1 protein-coding gene (only partly in view) is annotated in these 21,195 nt (G+C 73.3%); it reads left to right on the plus strand.

All coding sequences use genetic code 11. The features are described from left to right. Nucleotides 1-20,971: the 3' portion of a lonely Cys domain-containing protein gene (locus ACGFZQ_RS13165; RefSeq protein ID WP_393840428.1), read on the plus strand. 16,439 nt of this gene lie to the left of the window's left edge; the window shows 20,971 of its 37,410 coding nt (coding positions 16,440-37,410); its start codon lies beyond the left edge, outside the window; the stop codon is at nucleotides 20,969-20,971. Nucleotides 20,972-21,195 lie beyond the last annotated feature (224 nt).

The following is a 21,195-nucleotide window of genomic DNA, read 5'->3' on the forward strand; positions in this document are numbered from 1 at the left end:
CACCGGGTACCGGCTCCAGCTCGGCCTGGAGATCGAGGGCGACACGGGGGAGGACACCCTCAGGAGCAAGCGGAAGGCGAAGAAGGCACAAGAGGTCTTCACCGAGGGCGCCGTCGGCGCACTGCGGGAACTGGTGCCGGCCAGCCTGATGCTGCCGGACACCGGGGCGGACGACGATCCGGACGCCGACGACGACCCGCTGTCCCCGCCGCACCTGGACCTCGGGCAGTCGCGCGTGAACGTGCTGACGGGAGCCCGGATCCCCACCACACCCGCACAGATCGAGGCCTGGCGCGCCACCCCGCACCCCGACGGCACGACGAGGCCGTTCACCATGCCGGCCGACGGATTCCAGGTCCGCACGGTGATCGAGGCGCACCGGGTGCAGGCGGCCAACACCATCGCGCTGGCGAAGGCGTACGACAACGCGCTCGCCGGCGCCTCGGGTGCCCTGACCGACGACGCGCTGGACCTGGCGCTGGGCAAGGCGACGTCCAGCGGTCTGACGGTACCGGGCACCGGCTCCGCGCAGGCACTGGAGGACGGCACCGGAAACAGCGCGCTGTCCGCGTTCTACCACCAGAGCGCGAGCGCCGAGGGCTATCCGGTGGCGGGGCTGACCGAGGACCTGTTCGCGGACCGGTCCGACGGGTCGCTGACCATCTACTCGCGGCCCGCCTTCGCCCATGCGGAGCTGCTGACGGTCGCCGACGGCATCCGCATGGAGGCGCCCGACCGGTACGCCGAGAACAGGAACGTGACCCCCTCCCAGGGTGGTACCCAGGACTCGGCGGTCGGCTTCTTCCCGGCGATCAGGTCCGACGCCGTCGGTGTGGCCGGCCCCGGGGCGAGCGGCACGGGCTTCGACACCAGTGAGACCGACGGCGAGATCACCGCCGACGACCTGGTGAGGCAGGACCTGGTCAAGCCGAAGACGGGCCGCGCGATGGCGTTCGCGATCCCGGTCGTCTGGCTGAGCGTCGCCGAAGTGGCCCGGCACTTCAAGGACAGCTCGATCGGCGTGTGGACCCGTGACCACATGAGCGGCACCTTCGGCGCGGTCAAGCCCGGCCGGCAGGCGGTCGAGTCCGCGACCTATGTGGTCGCCTGGGTCCGCGAGGACGTCGCCCGTGACCTCGGGCTGATCACCGACGCCAACTTCCCCTCGCAGGTCGCCGAGGCCTGGGACCGGGTACGGGACGCGGGCAAGGCGTGGGCCGACGCCGACCAGAAGTACTGGAGCCTGCGCCGCGGCCTCGCCGACCTCCAGGAGGCGCTCGACGCGGCCGACCCGGCCGCCGCCCGCCGCGCCGCCGACCAGGCCCACGCCGCCGCGGGGCGGGAGTACGCCGCCGCCCAGGCCGACCTGGACGCCGCGATCACAGCCGCGGACGCCCGCCGCGACCGCCCAGTCGATCCGCCGCCGGCCGCCTACCTGGACGCGCTTCGGCAGGCCCGGACCGCCCTGGACACCACCCGGGCGGCGGTGGCCGCCGCCCGCGACGCGCTGGCAGCCGAGCGGGAGGCGCAGAGCTCGTCGCAGGCCGAGCACGAGGGCTGGGCGGAGGTCGAACGCGAGCAGCTCGACGCCCTCGACCGGCAGCTCACCCAGGCCCTGGAGGCCCAGCACCGGGTGGAGGAGCGGCTCGCCGAACTCCAGCAGATCGAACAGCGGGCCCGGCAGATCGAACGGCAGGCCCGCCAGGACGAATGGGACCGGACCGTGGGGGCGGCCAGGGACACGGCCGACGAGCGACGGACCGCGGCGGATCAGCCGGTGCTGGTCGCCGACGAGAACGTACGCATCGCGGTCGCCGCCCGGGACGCGGCACAGGCCGCCCTCGACACCCGCGTCCGGGAGGTGCGCGCCCAGCAGACCGCCGCCGAGGCCGCGGCCGGCGTCCTCCACCAAACCCGGGCCGAGACCGACCGGCTGACCCGCTGGCACCGGCTGCAGGACGATGATCCGCAGGCCGCGGTCCGCACCCGGGCCGGAGTGCCCGAGCCGGTACTCACACCCGCCGCCCCCACGGCCGTACGACCCCAGGCGGCGCCGCGTCCCCGCTACGCCGACGCCATCGCCTCCGACGGCTCGGCCGCGCTGATCGAGCCCGGGGCCGGCACGATCCACCGGCTGGTGGACGTGCCCAACGACGGCAGGTCCTTCTTCCACGCGCTCACCGCGGGTCTGGAACTGCCCGGTGACGCGGACACCCTGCGCCGCGAGTTCGCCGGCCAGGTGGCCGGCCTGCCGGACGACTCACCGCTGCTCGCCTACGTCACCCCGGACACGAAGGACACCTTCACCGCCGCCGAGCTGGACACCGCCGGGATCGACCTCGGGGACGACACCCCGCAGCGGCGGGAGTTCGACGCCCTGGGCGTGCTCCCGTACTCGGCCGGACCGCGGCCCACCCCCGACCAGCGCCATCGCCCGCTCACCGCCGCCCAGCGCCGCGCCGTCGCCGTGGCACAGCTGCGCCGCCCGGCCGACGCGGACGGCGAGACCGGCTGGGACCACAGCGCCGCCGACCTGCTCGCGCCGCTCGCCGCCCAGCGGTTCGGCGTCGTGGTCCGGGTCGTCGGAGCGGACGGCACCTTCCAGGACTACGGCCCCGACCCCGACGCCCCGGCCGACCCGGCCGCCGAACGGGTGGTGCTCCACCTCGCGGACCGGCACTTCCGTGCCGTGGACCGGAGGCCGACGCAGGGCACGCCCGGGAAGGTGGCCGCACCTCCGGCACCCCCGGCACCCGTCCCCGCGGGCGCCCTGCCCGCGCACACCGCCCGCCCCTGGACCTGGGAGGGCCTGGACGGCACGGTCCACGCGGGCGGTCCCAGGTTCGACGCGGGAACCCACCCGGCCCGGCTGACCGACCCCGACGGCTATGTCCTGGACCTGCTGGAGCCCCCCGGGGACGGCAACCGCTTCTACCCGGCCGTGGCGACCGCGCTGGCGGCCGCCCGGGAGCAGGCCCCCGGCACGGTCACCGTGACCACCCCGGGACCGGCCCTGCCGCTGCCCGCCACCGCCCGGCTCGCCCCCCGGGCGACGTTCCGGCAGCCGGAGCTGACGGCGGCCGGGGTGGCGCTCACCCCGGCGCAGGCCCGTGAGTTCCGACAGCGCGGCGGCCGGCTCCCCGCCTCCCTGACGCTCACCCGCGCCCAGGAAGAGGCCCTGATCCGGACCCAGTTGAGCGAGGCCCGGCGCTGGGACCGGGCGACCGCACTGCTGGCCGTCGAGCTGACCGCGCGCGCCAACGGGATCCATCTGACGCTCGTCCACGAGGACGGCACCGTCGACACCTTCGGCACCGCGACCACCCGTGGCGCGAACACGGTGACGGTGTACGAACGCGGCGACGAGTACCTCGCCGCCGTGCCGGTCGCCCCCTTCAACCCCGCCCCGCCCCTCAACCACCGGGCGGGCGGCCTCCGGCCGCCCCAGCGGGGCCGGCCGCTCGCCCAGCCCCCGGCCGCGGGACCTGCGGGCCTCCAGCCGGCCCGCCCGGCCGCGCCTCCGGCCGCCGCGCAGGGGGCTGCCTCCGGTGCCCCTGCTGCCGCAGCCCGGCCTCCGGCCGGGGCGCAGCGGCCTGGCGGTGCCGTTCCTGGTGCCGCTGCTCCTGGTGCCGCTGCTCGTGGCGCCGGAGCGCAGCGTCCTGTTCCCTCCCGGCGCGCGGCCGTGCCGGCTGACGCCGAGCAGCAGGCGCAGGACGTGCAGGAGGCGATGGAAGAGCGTGCGGAGGCCTCCGCGGATCTGCGCCAGGCGGGTGCCCTGCTCAGGGCGGCGGAAGCGGCCTGGCGTTCCGGTACCGGCTCGGCCAACGCCCCCGACCCACGGGTGGCGGCCCGCCAACGCGAGGACGCCGCCGCGGCGCGGTTCCAGGCGGTCGAAGACCGCCTGCGCGAACTCGGCGTCGACGTCGGGCAGATCATCGCGGAAAACGCGTCGAGGCCGCGTCCCATCCATGGCCCGCGCGGCGGTGCCCCGCTGCTCCCTTCCCGCGACGAGGAGGCGGAGGAAGCGGAGACCACGTCGTACTCCGAGTACTCCGACGAGGAAGGCGACTTGGAGGCCTCCCTCCTGAACGCCGCCGGTATGGCGGCCTACCGGGCGCGGGGACTGGACGGCACCCCGGCAGGCCGGACGTCGGGCGACCCGGCCACCGGCTGGTGGGACGAGACGTCGATCTTCGACGAAGAGGACGCGGCAGCCTCCTCGGTGTACTCGGAGCAGCCGGAGCCGGCACAGGAGCCGGACGACGACTCGGAGACGTCGTCGGTCTACTCGGAACACCCGGAGGAGGAACCACAGGAGGAGTCCGTCCAGGAGGAGGACCCCTTCGCGGATCGGCGCCCGCAGCCCGAACTGGTCCACGACTACGAGGTGACCGGCGCCCGGGCCGCGACGGATTCGCTGTTCAGCTATGTCGGGGAGCCCGGCTCGGTTCGCTACGAGGAGGGTCCCGCAGGCTTCCCGGGCATCGAGACCGTCGGCCTGGAACTCAAGTCCGTGTCCGCGGTGGACAGGCCGCCGTTGTGGGTCTCGGCGGACCGCACGATCGCCTTCGGCACGGAGCCCCGGCCCCAGATGTTCTTCGCGACCCAGCGGGTGGTGGACCGGGCGAACACGGAGCTCACGGCCGGCGGCGCCAAGGTCAGGCTGAAGGCCGACCCGGAGCTGTCGGTGGTGCTCGACCGGGCGGATGGCGGAACCGTCGTGCTGCACCAGGTGACGGCCGCGTTCCTCACCGGCAACGGACGGGCGAAGGAGGACGGGGCGCATCTGCTGGCTCAGCTGATCGCGGGAGGAGAAAGCCGGGCGTCGCACGCGGTGTTCCGGGATCCGGACAGCGGCAGGGCCCTTACGGCGGAGATCAGCGCGAACAACGTCGGGTACCAGGGTTCGGCGCAGCTGGCACAGGCGCTGGCCGAAGTGGCCCACTATCCGCTGAACCTGGACCAGGTGGGGCCGCAGTGGGCGGTGGACCAGATGGCCGAAGGGTCCCGGCTGGACCAGGCCCGGGGCGAGACGTTGCCCACGCCGGGCCGGGAGTACGGGTCGGCCCAGATGCTGGACGGGCAGAACCGCTGGTTGCCGGACACACTGTCGCAGGCGGCGGCCCAGGCCGGGCTGAACGAGCATGCCTGGGCCGAGCGGATCCTTGAGGCATACGTCGTGCAGACCATCCAGTCCGAGACCGTTGCGGGGCAGCGGAGCGAGCCCGGCAGGCAGGTCAACTTCGCCAAGCCGGACGAGGCGGAGACCGCGGACCGGATGGGCAACGTGGTCGCCACGGTGCTGCTGGTCAGCGAGGACGGCCGCAACCAGGTGGCCCTGACGAACCACACCCGCAGGACCGCGCTGACCCGGCTGCGGGACGCGGCCCGCCTCCGCAACCTGGCGCTGACGACGGAACAGCTCGACGCCCTTGAGTCGCATCTGAGGGGCCGGTCGGCCGGGCCGGAGGGTCCGGAGCAGGAGCGGCGGCTCGCCGATCTGCTGGATGTGATCCGGCTGGTACGGGACGTGAACCGGTTGGAGCTGGAGTTCGCGCAGCTGCGGGAGTTCGGCGCCGACCCGACGAGTGCCGAGTTCGGGGAGGCCAGGAACGCCGCGCACGACGCCGTCCTGGCGCTGCGGACGAAGCTGAGCGCGCTGGAGGACGGTATCGCCAGCCAGGACGGCTGGTACTTCACGATGTACGGCAGGCGCCCCGGGGAGAGCGCGCACGACGTCCACAGCGGGCTGCTGTCCGCGCAGGTCTCCGGGGTCGCCAACCCGCTGACCTATGTGGTCACGCATGGTCACAAGCTGCCGAATCCATACACCGTCACCCCGACGGCGCCACAGCAGACGGTGGCCACGAACATCCGGAACCTGGCGAGGACCCTGGCCAAGGTCGGGGTGTGGAACGCGCGGGAGAACATCCCCATGCCGGGGGTGACGCTGACCCTGAACGTCATCGAGCCGCCGGCACAGCGGTCCTCGAGGAACCCCCTGGCCAACCGGGCCAGGTCCGCCACCGCCAAGCAGACCAGGCAGCAGGCCGGGCAGCGGGCCGCCGAGATCCGGGCGGAGCTGGAGCGGGAGCTGGCCCGGGCGCTGACGGAGCAGCAGCTCCCCGACACCCCGAACCCGCTGACCGCGGAGGCGTTCCTGATCCAGGCCGTCACCCGGAGCCGGCCCCAGGCCGCGGGCGAGCAGTCCAGGGAATGGGAGGTGGTGGTCGAGTCCACCGACCCGCGCGCCTTCCGCACCTCCCTGCTGCCGCCCACCCGGCTCAGCGCCCTGCAGCGGCCCGAACGCCGGCCGCGCAGGGTCGCCACTGCCGAAAGCCCCGGCGAGGGCATGTCCCAGGACGCGTCCAGGACGCCGCTCTGGCGCTCCGGCAGCATCGCGGGCCCGGACGCCTCCGTCCCCGCCACGGGCGACGAGACGACCGCGGGACCGCGCCCGGCCACCCCGCGGCCGCAGTCCCCGTCCGCGCCGGCCTTTTCGCCGTCGTCGGCGGCGGAAGCGGAGGCCTTCGTACGGCAGGTGTTCGGCCCCGACGCGGCCGAACGGCCGGACCACGACGCACTGCTCGACGCCGTCGGTGTCGTGGAACGGCTGGGCGACCGGCCGGTGTCCGACGCCGTGGACGTGGTGGCGCGGCGGGTGCTGTATCTGCGCGCGGACGCCGAAGTGACGCCGGAGCAACGGCAGTCGCTGCTCTCGCTGGCCGCCGAGGCGACCGCCGAGGGACAGACGGCGAGCCTGACGGCGCTCGGTGTCTTCTACCTGGTGCGTCACCAGAACACGCTGCGCCCCGAGACGCTGCTGCGCGCACCGGACGGCTCGGTGCAGGGTCGCAACTGGACCGGCAGGGCCGGCCTGTCCGCCCTGGACCTGGACACCGTCCGGGTGGTGGAGGCGGACGGTTCGGAGGTGGCCGGTTCGGAGCAGGACGCCGGGTGGCGTGGCACGAACCCGTACGTCCTGCTGGGCGCGGGCGACTCCTCGTATCTGGATCTGCCCGCCCGGGACGCCGGCACCCTTGAGGTGCCCTGGTCGGATGTGGCCGAGCTGGTCCGCCAGGACAGGGCGGCGGAGCCGGGCAGGTCGGCCCGGCCGCTGGTGCTGGGGGTGCCGTTCGCGGGCGAGGGCGTGCCCGAGGGACCGCGGGCCGTCGCGGACGCCGTAGGCGCGGCCGCCTGGGCGGCGGACGCCCAGGTGACCCTGGTCCGGACCGGTGACGGCAGGATGGGACTCGCATTGGTCCGTCCCGAGGACGCGAGGGAGCGGCTCGGGAACTGGATCCCGAACCCGCCCGGCCTCGGCCGTACCGGCCCGGAAGGCGTGATCCGCACCCTGGACGGCCGGGAGATCCCGGACGGCATGGTGTACTCCGTCACCGAGGTGAGCCTCGACGGACAGCGCACCACGGGCCGTACGACCGTACCGCCGGAGCAGGCGGGCGGCGCGGCCGAGGAGACCGGCCGGGCGCTGTCCGAGGCCCGGGGATTCGTCTACGCCCGCCGGACGGGCCCCGGCGAGGACGACTGGGAGGAGAGCGGCCTCCACGAGCTGCCGTGGCCGGCGGACGCCCACTACATCGGCTTCCACGGGATACGGCCGGCCGACGGCCTGGAGGGCCACGCCGAGTTCCAGCTCATGGACGGCACGACCGTCCGCGTGGACGCGCGGGAGACCGGGGCGTACTTCGGCCGCCGCGGCAGCGTGCGGACACTTCCGGCCCAGCGGCCGGTGGTCGTCAACGCCTGCTACATCGCCGCCGAGCCGCTCGGTGACCGGCTGGCCGTGCCGCGTGCCGGGCAGATCATGGCGAACGCGATGGGCCGCGCACTGTGGTCCGCCGACGAGCGGACCCGCTTCGGCACCGGCGGCGGCCGCCCGCCGCGCTTCCTGCTGTACGCCGAGGACGTCCACAACCCGAGTACCTCCTGGACGCACTTCCGTCCGGAGCCCGGTACGGCGGAACTGGCCGCGCTGGGCCGCCGCCTCGGTGTCACGGGCGCGGCCGGGGACGACGAACTCGCGACCCGCGTGCTCCGTTGGGTGCGGGCCCTGCGCGAGGTGTACGGGGCCGCTGTCGGCGATGACGAGAACACCTATCCGGACCGGCTGCGCGGGCTCGCCGCGCTCGACGAGATGCGCGCCGCCGACGGCGTCACGGGGCCGCTCACCTGGAGTGAGCTGACCGCTCTCGTCGGCGACCACCGCGCCGGACGCGGCTCGTCGGACCGGGCGTTCGCCGACCGGCTCGCCGAACTGCTGACGACGGCCCGCACGCATGCCGCGATCGGCACCGGCACCGGGCTCGCCTCGCTCACCGGCACGACCGCGGCCGCCGCCACGACGACACGCACGGAGGAGACCGCCGGGGAACGCGCGGCGAGTCTGGAACAGCGCGCGCTGGCGTCCGGCATGGACCCGGCGGAGGCCCGGTCCTGGCGGCAGACGTTCGCCCAGGTTCTGACCACCGGCGACCAGGGCGCCGTCCTCCAGGCCAACCTGGAGTTCGGGGCGGCCCTGGAGGCCCTGGACAGCACCGGGCCCGGTGCCGCCGCCCCCGAACAGCCGGTCCCGGCCGCCGCCTCGGCGTTCCTGGTGCCGCTGCCGGACACGGTGGAAGTCGTGGTGACCGACCCCGCGCTGGAGGAGCGGTACCGGCTCGACCCGCTGGTCCTGGCGTTCGGCGAGGGCGAGACCGCACTCGACACCGATACCAGGCGGGTGCTCTTCGACTACGCGACCAAGCTGGCCCAGGACGCTCGCGCCCACCACGGCGAGCGGCACACGGCCGGGCACGGCCCGATCGAGATCCTGGTCCTGGTCGGCTCGGAGACCGCGGCGGACCTGGCCGTCGCGGAGCAGCGGGTCGCGGAGGTCCACGAGATTCTCAGCTCCGTCACCGCCGTGGAACTCGGCAGCGTCTTCTGGGGCCTGGAAGCGGTGTCCGTGGCGGAGGCCCTGGACATCACCCCCGTGCTGTTCCGGCCGGACGGCTCGGCCGTGGTGCCGGCCCAGGCCGCCCCGGCCGACCCCGCCGCCGGTCGCCGTCGGTCCGCGGAGCCCGCGACGGCCCGGCCGTCGCGGGTGCGCCGGGTCTCCTCGGGGCGGGGACTGGAGAGCGAGGTCCCCGCGGAGGTCGTCACCCGGACGCTGGGGGCCGTGCGCGTCCCGAACGTGTCCCCGCTGACGGTGGAGCGGATCTACGGGATAGCGGAGGAGAACCAGGAGAAGTTCCAGGAGGTCGCCGACAAGCGCGGGCTGATCATCGATGTCCGCGGCACCAACCCGGCCTCGGTGCGCCATCTGCGCGAGGGCGCGCTGCCGAAGCCGACGGAGATCAAGGCCAAGACGATCGACGAACGGGACGTCCCGCTGGGCGCGCGGCGTGAACACATCGGTCTGGTCGGCTTCTTCTCCCCGGTACTGCCGGACCGCGACTCCGCGCCCGAGTACCAGGACGACGCCTACTGGTCCGCGATCAAGCAGCGCCATGCCCAGCGCGCGGAGGAGTTCGCCCAACTGGCAACCGGCATGCGGGAGCTGACCGACTCGGGCCGGTTCCAGGTGGTGGGCGAACGCGTCCAGCAACGGGACGAGGACGGTAGCTGGCGGAACATCACCGGCGACCACGACCTGTACGACGTCCAGGAGCCCGACGGCAGCCGGCCGGATCCGCGACGCCACCGGATCGCGGTCACCGTGATGATGGGCAACAGGATGGCCGTACAGCACCCGGACCACATGCACTGGGTGCCGGCCGACGCCTTCGAAGAGGTGATCTTCGCCGCGGTCGTCAAGGGACATGCGCGGCAGCACGGCGGCCAGCCCGTGGTCCGCTTCGTGCCCGGTCTGAAGCGGCCCGTCCTCGTCTACCCGGACGAGATCTCCCAGTCGGACTACGGCACGCTGTTCGGCAACCCGCGCCGCACCACCGGGATCCCCAGGAGCGACTCCTGGATCGGCATGGCGAACGAGGAGGAACAGCCGCCCGGGACACGTACGCCGAGCACGGCGCAGCCGGTCCTGACGATGCTGGCCGGCGCCGGTGAGAAGGTTCGCTGGCTCGGCGACACCGAACCGCAGGCACAGGAGTCGGCCCGCGCGGCGGTCACCGGTGACGGCGCGCTCGCGGACGACGGCTCGCTCACCCTGGCGCTGCGGCCCGGCGCGGATGGGGCTGCGGTCGACCAGGACGGGTGGCCGCTGCTCCCGGAAGAGGTCGCGAAGGAACTCGTCCTGCTCTACGCGGACGGGGCCTGGGACCCCAGGACCCCGGCCGCCCCGCTGCGCTGGCTGGCGTTCGGCGGGACCGGCTCGGTCAGTCCCTTCTTCGTCGCCCAGGTGATGCGTCACCTGTGGGACAGCGGACTGTTCGGCGCGCAGGCGGTCTACGGCGATCCCACCGCCGAGCGCTGGACGAAGCTGAGCCATCCGGGAGATGACGCCCTGCTCCCCGTCGTCGAACGCCTCGGCGTCTACCGGCCGACCGGGCAGCAGCAGCCCGCGGCCGACGCGTCCGAGGACCAGGACCCGGCGCACGCCGGATCCGGCGCCGCTGAGGCCCTTGATGTCGTGGAACTCTCGGAGGTCGCGCGCGGGGTACGCGCGACGGCGCAGGAGGAGGGCGGGGCGGCGCTGGAGTGCGTGCCGCTGCTGATCTCCTTCCGTGACGCGCTGTACCCCGGCGGTGTGCGCCCGGCCGGGACCGTGGACGACTCGGTGCTCGGGCCGCGCCCGGCCCAGGCCGAGACCGAGGCGACGCTGGCGCTGGGCCCCGGATGGCAGCCGCTGGGCGCATGGGACGAGGCACTGACGGCGGTCCGGAACCAGGGACCGGGCTCGACCGCCCTGATCCTGGCCCGGCGTCCGGGTGATCGGCCGGGGCACGCCTGGGCGGCCTACCAGCCGCGCCCGGCGGCCGGCGAGGAGGAGGCCGAGCCGGTCTGGGTGGAGCTCCAGGCGGCCGACGAGGAGTGGCTGTTGACGACGCCGGGGATGGCCACGAGCGATGCGCGGATGGTGGTGATCGACGCCTCGGGCCGTGTCGTGGGCGAGCCGCTGCCGCGGTTCAACCAGTCCTCGTCCACCGGGCACAGCATCGTGGACATGACGGTGGACAGGCCCGCGTACCGAGCGCTGGGCCTGGAGATCGAGGACCCGCACATCCTCATGCCGGCAGCCGGGCTGCCCCGGATCGAGAAGGACACGGTGCTGGCCACTGGGCCCGGCATCAGCGTGGTCCTGAGCGCCCAGGCCTTTCACGAGGGAGCCGACGGCGGTTGGTACCCCGGGGCCGGGCGGCCGACCGCTGATGCGCCGAAGCCCCATGTGAGGGTCCTCAACATCGCGGAGTTCCTGGTCCTCCCGATGAAGCAGCATCCGGAAGAGCAACACCAGAGCGTGAGCACCGGCCTGGCGTCGCTGCGGGCGGGCCGGCGGGCGCTGCGTGCGACCGACGCGACGGGGACATCGCAGAACTTCGGGGACTTGCTGGATGTGCTGGAGGGCTGGCAGGTCACCGACGCGGGCCGTGCGTTCACGGTCTTTCCCGTCGCCGCGGGAGCGGACTATCCGCCCTATGCCCAGTTCACGCTGGGGGTTCCGACCATTGGCCTGAGGACGGCCCAGGACACGGCGTTGCGAAGGCTCGCCTTCCGGCCCATCGAGCCGTTCGCTTCCGCAGGTCGGCGTTTCGGGCGGGAGCTCACCGCCCAGTTCGTCCGGGACACGACGGGAGCGGATGTGACGATGAGTCATGTTCCGTTCCTGTCGGTGATTCCGGACATCGACGAGGTGTGGGGATACGGCTGGCTCGTCTTCGACCATGTCGGCGCCAATCCACTGCAAGGCACCTTTACGCAGGACATACTGGTCAAGAACCTGCCGGTGGCCACGTCCAGGACGATGTTCGCCGGTACGGAGGAGCTGCCGGGCATCCTGGATGGTCTCCGGCCGCGGACGCGCGCGTTCCTCGACGCCCGGTTCGACGCCATCCGGCACACCTTCGACAACGTCATGAGGGCATTGCTGGACTTCTATCAGCGAGCTGACGGTCAAGAGGTGAAGGACACCAGGGGGCGCCTGGACGCGGACCACCTGACACTCGCGTTGCGCGGGCTGCCGCCAGAGGACCACCCGTGGTACACGGAAGCCAGTGAATGGCTCGAAGGGCTCGACGAGGACGCACCCCAACGCCGGCTTCCGCTCGATGCACTGGTCGCGGAGTACATCCACGTCAGGACCACCGGCATGACGGGCTACCCGCAGCTGGACACCGATCAGGGGAGGCTCGCGGTCGCCCTGGTGCTCCTGGAACTGCGGCACCTGGGATTCTCCGGCCGGCGCATGAGCGAGGAGGAGATCGAGCGGGCCATTGCGGAACTGGAGGGAGTGGGACTGGCCGCCTACCAGCGGTCCGTGCAGTTCGCCGAGCCGCTCTCCGCCGCCCATCTGCGGGGGGCCGTCCGGCAGATCGTGAACCACCCGGTGGTGCGTGCCTTCGGGCCCTTCTTGACACTGGCCACCCGTCGGCTGCCGACGTCCGACGGCAGCGCCCGGGCGCCGCTGACCGAGTTCGACGCCCAGGCCGTCGCCGAGACACTGGGCAAGTTCACGCTCGGAACGCCGCTCAGCACGGCGTCGTACGAGCGGCTGCGGATGCTGGTGCGAGCCGTGTCGGCCGCCGTGCGAGTGCAACCTCCGCACCCCGGTGCGCTCGGCGACCAGGAGCGTGTGCAGGCGCTCCTTGTCGTCCAGGAGACCGTGTCCGTCCTTCCCCTGCTGGCCCCCGGTGCAGGACCGGGCGCGGCCCGGCAGCCGTCGGGGACGTCCGGGCTGGTCCTCTATTCCGGAAACCCGACGACGATGCCCGCGACCGGTTCCCCCGCCATGCCGGTCGACGAGGACGCCATGTCGATCGACGGAGCGGACGGCGACGGAGCGGACGACGAGAGCGAGGATCTCTACCGCGAACAGCTCGCGGTCGCGTTCGGCGCGGACGCGGAGTCGTCCCGGTCCGACTACCAGGACCTCTCCGCTGTCGTACAGCGGCTGAACGTGCTGCGCGCGACGGATCAGGACTCCGGCCGGGGCGTGTTCGACCTGACGGCGGTCGCGCGGCGAGTGCTGGGGCTGGCGGCCGACGTGGTGGTCGACCGGGCCGGGTTCGAGGCGCTGTTCGCCGTGGCTCAGGATCCGGCGGCCGCGCAGGCAGCCAGCCTGGACACGCTGGCCGCGATCCACCTCAGGAACCAGGGTGTCTTCGATGCACGGTTCGCCCTCACGTCCACGGACGGCACGGGGGCGTACGGATGGAACTGGGGCCCGGAGACGGTGTCGGACCTGGATCCGGCCCGCGTCGGTGTCCAGGTCCTGAACGCGGACGGCTCCAGGCAGAAGCCCCACGTCGGCACCGCACCGTGGCCGTCCGCCGTCGGGGGCCGGCGGCCGTACGTCGTCATCGCCCCCGGCGGGCAGGACCATGTAGTGGTGCGGGGCCGCGACGATGTGGCGCGTACCGTTTCCGCCGCGGTCTTCGTCGAACTGCTGGCGCTTGACCAGGTGCTGGCCGGCACACCGAAGGACGTCCCGATCGTGCTGGTCGTCGACCGTGCGGCTGACGGCTATGTGGTCATGCCGCGCCACATGGCACACCGTCACCGGCGGGACGTCTACGCCCCCAGCGGAGTCCCGGTCGTGATCGCGCCGGACGCCGCCGCGGGGGAGACCCGGCACACCATCGCCATCGCCCAGATCCGGGACGCCCACCTCGGCGGCTGGATCCTCAGCTGTCTGCGCGCCGGGGACCGCCCCGCGGAGAGCGTGTCGGACCAGGACCGCCGGGTCACCACCAACCCCATCGTGGACAACCGGGGTCGGTCCATGGGGCGCATGGTGCTCTCCTCCGAGGACGTCACTCTGTCGCGGGAGTGGCACCACGGCAGGCTCGGCCAGATCACGACATACATGCCCTGGAACCCTGCCACGGGAGAGTACGGGCCGGTGCGGCCCATGCCGGTCCCGGGTCCGCTGGACGCGGCGTACCACTACGCGGGGCACGGACTGCCGGGCCATGTGCTGATACCGCTGGAGAACGGAGGCATCGAGTACAAGTCCGGTGAGGAGCACGCGGCGTGGCTCTCGCGCCGGCAGAGCTGGCAGGACCTGCGAGAGCACCGCCCGGACGCCTGGCTCAACGACGTGGTCTGCTTCGCCGCGGCGCCCGGCGAACTCCTCGTCCAGCCGCGGCACTGGGGAGCCCCCCTTCCGTTCGTCGCCGATGTGCTGCGGCCGGCGGTACGCCCGGTGGGCCAGAAGGACGCCAACCGGCTCGGAGCGAAGGTCCGGGGCTATCAACGGTCCATGGCCATCTCGCACTTCGTCCGGGGTGGCGTGACGGAACTGTCCTACGTCGCCCTGACCGACATCCACGGCCGGGGCGCGGAGCCCGAGGCGTGGGTGATCCACGAGCCCGAGCCGTTCGGGGACGAGCTGGACACGGTGGCGCGGACCGCCCGGCTGCACGACGGAGACGGCCCGGCCTCGGCGGAGGTGCGCGAGACGGCCCGCCGACTGGTGTACGCGCTGCGGCAGACCTTCGGCCATGACATCGGGCACGCGCATGACTACGACGAACTCCTGCAGGGCATCGGCGCGCTGGAGCGGATGCGGCAGGCCGACCCCCTGCTGGTGCCCTTCGGTCCCTTCCACATGGAACTGTTCGAGCGCGTGGCCCGCGCGGAGCGGAAACGGCTCGACGACGACTCGATGTCCGACGGGTCCGACGCCGGTTCGGACCCCGACGAGGTGACCGACGATCACGCTGTGCTGGACGCGGACGACTACCGGAATGCGTTGGAGTGGGCCGCCGAAGAAGCGAACGATCCGGACGGTGTGCCCTGGCTCACCCGCCACCCCAAGCTCGGCGGCCTCGGGTCGACAGCCGAGAAACTGCGTGACGACCACGGCCAGGACGGATTCGTGTCGTACACGGCCACGGTCCTGCGCCTGCCCCAGCCCGCCCCGGCGGTCGGCGAGGACCAGCGCTCCGACGTGTTCTGGGCGACCGTCAAGGCCGCCGAGTGGGAGGACGGGGTCGTCGACCTCGACGCCGCTGCCCGGCGGGTACTGCACCTGCCGGACGGCCACCATCCCACCGGGAACGACCTGGACTCCCTGCGGACGCTGGCCGTCCAGGCCGCCGCTGCCGGTCGCGACATCCGCGACCTCACCCAGCTGGCGGCCTTCCACCTGGAGACGCTGGGCGCCTATGGCCCGCAGACGTTCATCGCCAACGCCGACGGCTCCCGGGGTATGGGCCGCAACTACGCGGGCGGGCCTGGCCTGTACCTGGATGCCGATGCGGTCCGGGGGCACGCCGTCCTGCCGGGCGGCGGAAACCTCCAGGACACCGGCGTGTACGACCCGCCCTGGAAGCAGCCCGGCGCCAAGCCACCGCTCGTCCTGAACATCCTCGGCTCCTGGCAGCCCGGACATGTCACCGGGTACTTCGGCGACGGCATCCGGCGGACGGTGCACCACGCCGAGGTCGCGGCCCTGGTGTCGCACGATCCCCTGTTCGTCAAAGAGGATCTGGGCAGGGACGTCGTACTCGTCGTCCCCGGCCCGGCGGCGGCGCCCGACCTGCGGGCCGCGGTGACCGGAGCGACCGGCCGTAAGAGCTGGGCCTTCGGCGGTCTCCTCACTTATGTGGTCCACACGCAGGGGACCAGTGTGCTCGGCACAGTGCGGCCCGAACTGCCCGGCCAGGCACCGCAGACACCGCCCGAGGGGCTGTGGCGGTCCACCCTCCCCAGGGACGTGCTGCCGTCACTGGCCGGTGGCTCCGCACCGCAGGGCCTGGCGACCGGCACGTACTACTCACCGGGTTCCGGGCCGGAGATGCCGGTGGACGACACCGTCCTCCCCGCCCCGACCCACGCGGAGGCCGAGCAGGCACCGGAAGCGACGCCCGGTTCCGCGGCGCCGGACCGGTCGAGGGCGACCGATCCGGCGCCGGCCGAGGAGCCGCTCGACCCCACCGCCGGCGAAGCACCGCCCAACCTCAGCGCAGTGCACGGACGGTACGAGCCCGGGTCGTCCTCAGCCGTCATCGACGGCGAGGCGCGGGACGCCGCGGGGACGGCACAGTGGATCCGCGAGAACACCGAGTGGGAGCCCGGCGAGCCGGCCGCGCTCCTGCTGCCCGGCGCCGGGGCACCGGGGAAGACCGGGGCGGCGCCGTTCGCCGACCAGGTCGCGGCACACCTGGAGGCACCGGTCCTCGCGACGGCCGGCGAGTTGGACGACGTCCTGGCATGGACGGTCTTCGCACCCGCCGCTGTCGAGCTGTCCACCGCCCAAGAAGCGGTCGGCGCCGGTGTGTTGCCCGCCGTGGGCGATCAGGTGTCCGGGGCAGAGGAGCACCGCCCCGGCACCGTGGCCGGGCCGCACGGCGGCGTCGCTCTCCCCGTTCCCACGATCCGTGTCACCCCGCCGTCACCCGTCCTGGGCGCGCAGCCGGAGCCGGTGCGGCAGCCGAAGAAGGACAAGCAGTCCAAGTACGCGGCCGCCTTCGAGGCGCCCTGGTATCTGGAACGGCGGGCGCTCGGTCAGGCGGCCGTGGCCGCCGTGAAGCCGTGGGAGGACGACGGCGGGCGCGAGCTCGCCGCCCGGCAGGTCGCCGACGCGGTACGGGCGGAGGGTGACAGCCCGGAGCTGGGACGGGGCATCGAACGTGCCGTACGGGAGCTCCTGCTGAACCCGTCCGAGCACGACTGGGAGCGGTTGCTGCGCAATGGCCGCACGCTGGTGGTGGACGGGCGGCTGGTCTGGCTGCGGCCGGTGCCGGCCGGGGTCGTACCGGGCACGCAACCGCTGAAGGGCGAAGTGCGGGTCTACGGGGACGCGTTCGCGTCCACCACGACCGGTGGGCAGACGGAGCACGAGGTCACCCGGGGTCTGGACGCCATGATGCTCTCCGTCCTGACGCTGGGCGCCCAGGCCGCGTCGGCGGTGCTGCCGGGCCTGCCCAGGTTCGAGGCGAAGACCGCCAACTCCTGGGCCGAGTCCTGGAAGCGGACCCTCACCGCGGGCCGCAAGCTGCTGGTGAAGAAGTACACCCGCTTCGACAGCGGGGTGAAGGTGCTGGTCTTCGTCGACGGCGTGGAGCGCCCGCACCACGCGGTGGCCCCCGACCGCCTCGCCCTCGACCTCCCGAAGCAGCTGTCCGCCGAGGGCGGCCCCCGCCCGGACGCCGAGGCACCCCTCGTCGGCGGCGGCGGGAATCGTACCCGGCGGTCGTCCGCGGCCCGCGAGGTGCTGAACGCGATCGACCTGATCCCGGTCGTCGCCTCACTGCAACGACGGCTGCTCGCCGCCGGACTGCCCGCCACCGCCGTCGAGGCGATCATGAAGGAGGTACTCGAAGTACTGAACGAGCAGTCGGCGCGCAACCGCGGCCGCGCGCTCGGCAGCAACGGCGTCGTCTCCAAGAAGGTGCAGGTCCCGCTGCGGCGCAACTCCGCCGGGCTGACGCAGTGGTTCGAGGGCCACTTCGTCATCAGCGCCTCGATCGACCGGGTCCAGTACCTCGGCGACACCAAGTCGAAGACCCGTGAGGACACCGGCACCGCCACCTCCGCCGGGCAGAGCCGGCAGGCGGTCAGCAAGGCGGCGACCGGCTTCGGTGCCGACGTGGTGGGTCTGCACCACCCGGCCTCCGCCCACCCCGGCGGGGAGGCCGCGGGCACCGCGCACGCCCAGGGCCAGGGCGGCCGGGTCACCGGTGCCGCGCCGGGGCTGGGCGTCACCTTCGGCTATGAGCGCGAGACCGGGCACGGCCTGACCGAGCAGACGGGCGGACGCACCCGGCTGGAGCTCAAGGGCCAGGTGAGCCGCTATCTGGCGAGCCAGCGGATCACGGTGGAGATCCGCTGGCCGGGACACACCGTCGAACCGGTGCGCGAGGTCGTCGACAGCGAGGTCGCCGTGCCGCGCGAGGACGCCCCGGGCTTCGAACAGCGGCTGCTGGGCCGGGTGCACACCCCGGCGCTGCGCCAGACCCTTCGGCCCGAGGACGGACCGGTGGCGGCCCGGCCGTATGTGCGGGCACTGCTGCGGGAGGCCGCGCTCACGCTGCCGGAATCCGCGTACCGCCGTCCCGCCCACCTCGACGACCCGCTGCCCGCGCCGCATCCACGGGAGCCACTGGCCCTGGCCACGCGGCGCGGACTGGGCTTCGGCAAGCAGGTGTCGCTGCCCGGCGCGGAACTCGTCCACGACCAACTGCGCGCCAAACTCGTGGAGTTGCACACCGCCGCCACGCGCGGAAAGAAGACCGACTGGTCGAAGACCGACCTCGACCTGTCCGTCTGGTACGGCCGGCCCGCGCTGGAGAGCGACCTGACCCAGGCCATGTACGGCGTGGAGCACACCGTGCGGGTCGGCGGGCGTGAGTACCAGCTCTTCGCCCAGGCACACCTGCGTGAACGGGCCAGTGACACGCCCGCGAGTTACCCGATGAAGGTCGACTCACGGGCCCAGGAGTCCGCGCAGGTGGCAGGTCACCGCGGCGGACGCTGGACGGCGAAGGTGGGCGCGGGGGCCGGAGCCCGGTTCGACATCGAGGACTGGATGCGCCTCCAGCTCGGCCACTTCGGCGCCGACGTCGGCTACGAACAGGGCGACGGCCATGAGTTCGACGGCACGGTCAAGTCGTTCCGGCGTGCCGTCACCAAGGGCGAGGTGGACGAGCACCTCTACGACGTCGTCTACGAACTCGCGGTACGCCCTGTCGCCGGCGGCCGTACGCACCGCTGGTGGATCGACCGGCCCGCCCCCAAGGACTCGGACGCCTGGTGGATCAGGCAGCCGAGCGACACCGCCGCGAGGATCGCGGTCCCGCACGAGTTCGTGCCCGCACAGCCCCTTGACCCGGAGACCGTCGAACTGGCCGGACGGTCCGAGGAGTTGCTCTTCTGGCCGGACGACGAACACGTCGACTTCGCGCACGGCGGCACTTCCGGCGTCTTCCCCGCCTTCTTCGCCCTGCCCGAACTGGCCCGGATGGCCGCGGGGATGTACGCCCGGGCCAACGACCTGCCCGAGAGCCGGCTCGACGACCGGTTCAACTGGCCCGGCGAGATCAAGGAGCTGGCCTCGCCGTCCGAACTCGCCTCGCACTTCGCCGCCGAGACCGGCACGTCCGGCCGGCCGGTCGCGCTGCCCGACGGAAAGGACGGCTGGAAGCAGGTCGTACGGCTGCGGGTGCGCGGCTACCGGCCGCGGCACCAGTCGCCCGTCGACAGCGCCGAGCTGGCGCAGTACATGCAGGGGGACAGCGGTCTGAAGCGGAGCAAGGAACACGGCTGGCGCGGTGGTCCCGAGGGCTCGCTGGGACCGCAGTTCCACGTCGGGCACGGCTTCGCCAGCAGGGGAGCCCAGCCCGCGCCGGAGGCCGGGGCGGAACACGCCAAGGGCGACAAGCCGTTCGTGACCGCGGGCTTCCACCTCCATGGCAGCGCCCGTCCGGAGCGCAAACGGCGTAAGGGCCTCCAGCGGTCGCAGATGGACATCGCCCAGGCCGTGTACAGCGGTGCCTCGCACGGTTTCCGGATGGATCCCGTCTTCGAGGTCACCCTGATCCGCTGGAAGGGCGACAAGACCAGCAGCAGCACCCGCTATCTGCGGGTCCGGGACGCCCTGGACACCCAGGTCCCCGAGCGGCTGGTCGCCGATCTCGGTCTGGCCGAACTGGCGGGCCTCGCGCCGCAGGCAGCCCCGGGCGGCGGCGCGGAACACCACGTTCACCCGGCGCTGCTGCCCGGCACCGGCTACGCGGAGCGGATGCACGCCGACGACGTCCTGGACCGGATCAAGACCCGGCTGCGGGCCCGCGGAATCCTGCGCACCGGAGACGACCAGGACGCCGAGCGGCCGAATCTGCTGCTGCGCGAACTGGTGTCGTCGTACTCCGGCGAGGCCCTGCGCAACCAGTACCGGCTGCTGATCGGCGGCAGCGGCGTGGTCCGCTGGCTCCCGCTGCCGCGCGCCTTCGGCGCCACCCAGTACCTGTGGGTCAGGGTCACCGCCCAGCCCGGCCAGGCCGTCTCCGACCGGCCCCGGCCGGATGTGAAGCTGACCGTGCGCTCCCAGACGCAGGACGAGGAGAGTTCGGCAGTCACCCGGGGCTCTCGCTACGGCGGCGGGGTCGAGGGCCATGCCGTCGGCGGCGACCAGCACGGTGGCGGCGGCCTGGAAGGCCGCGTCGGCTACCAGGGCGGCGGACACCGCACGACCGACAAGGCCGAGCGGTATCTCGACATCTACCGGGCCGCCCCCGAGGACGCCTCGCACGAGTTCGAGTACCCGCTGACCTTCACCCTGGAGATGGGCGTCAGCACCGAACCGCCCGAGATCCTCGACGTTCCGCTGCGCGGAGTGAAGGCGGCGGTGCTGGGCGCGGGGCGGGCCGTCCGGCAGGGCAGGAAGGCGGCCGAGCTGTGGCACTTGCGCCGCCCCTTCGTCTGGACCCATGACGAGAAGACGACCGGCGACGTACGCGTCGTGGTCCCCGCCGGCCTGGTCTGGGACGGTCCCGCCCCCGACCTCGCCCCGGTCCACGGCACCGCGCCGCCTGGCACCCGGCACCGCAGGCCTCGCAGGTCCATGCCGCCAGGGAGCAGAGCCCGTACGACATCCTCGCCCAGGCACTGCACCCATGGGCGCTTCCCGGAGCCGCCGCGGTGGCCCGCTGGGCGGCGACCGCGGGGTCTCCCTTCCGGCCGCCGAAGGACCTCTCGGCGCCGGGCGCCTGGCAGGTGCCCGGCCTCGACTTCAGCCACCCCACCGGAATGCGGTACCAGCACTTCACCGGCGCCGACATGCTGCTGTCCAACATCGGTGACCTGCTGGACCACGCCTATGAGGTGCCGGTGGGCGGCGACCGGGTGATCAGCCGCGGCCCCGGCGCGGGACCGCTGCCGGTCGGTGACCGTACCGTGCTGGTCGGCATGACCTTCCGCAAGGCCGAGGCGATCGGGCCGAAGGACGGGGCCCGCTTCAAGGCGCGCCACTACACGCAGGACGACGAGGAGGCCAAGGAGGAGGTCAAGCGTGGCGGCGGCCTGGTGTGGAGCCTCGGGCCCCAGGCCGGCGGCACCGACGGCGAGGACGTG

Origin of the sequence: Streptomyces sp. NPDC048254, from assembly GCF_043201895.1 — a bacterium.
GTDB lineage: Bacteria > Actinomycetota > Actinomycetes > Streptomycetales > Streptomycetaceae > Streptomyces.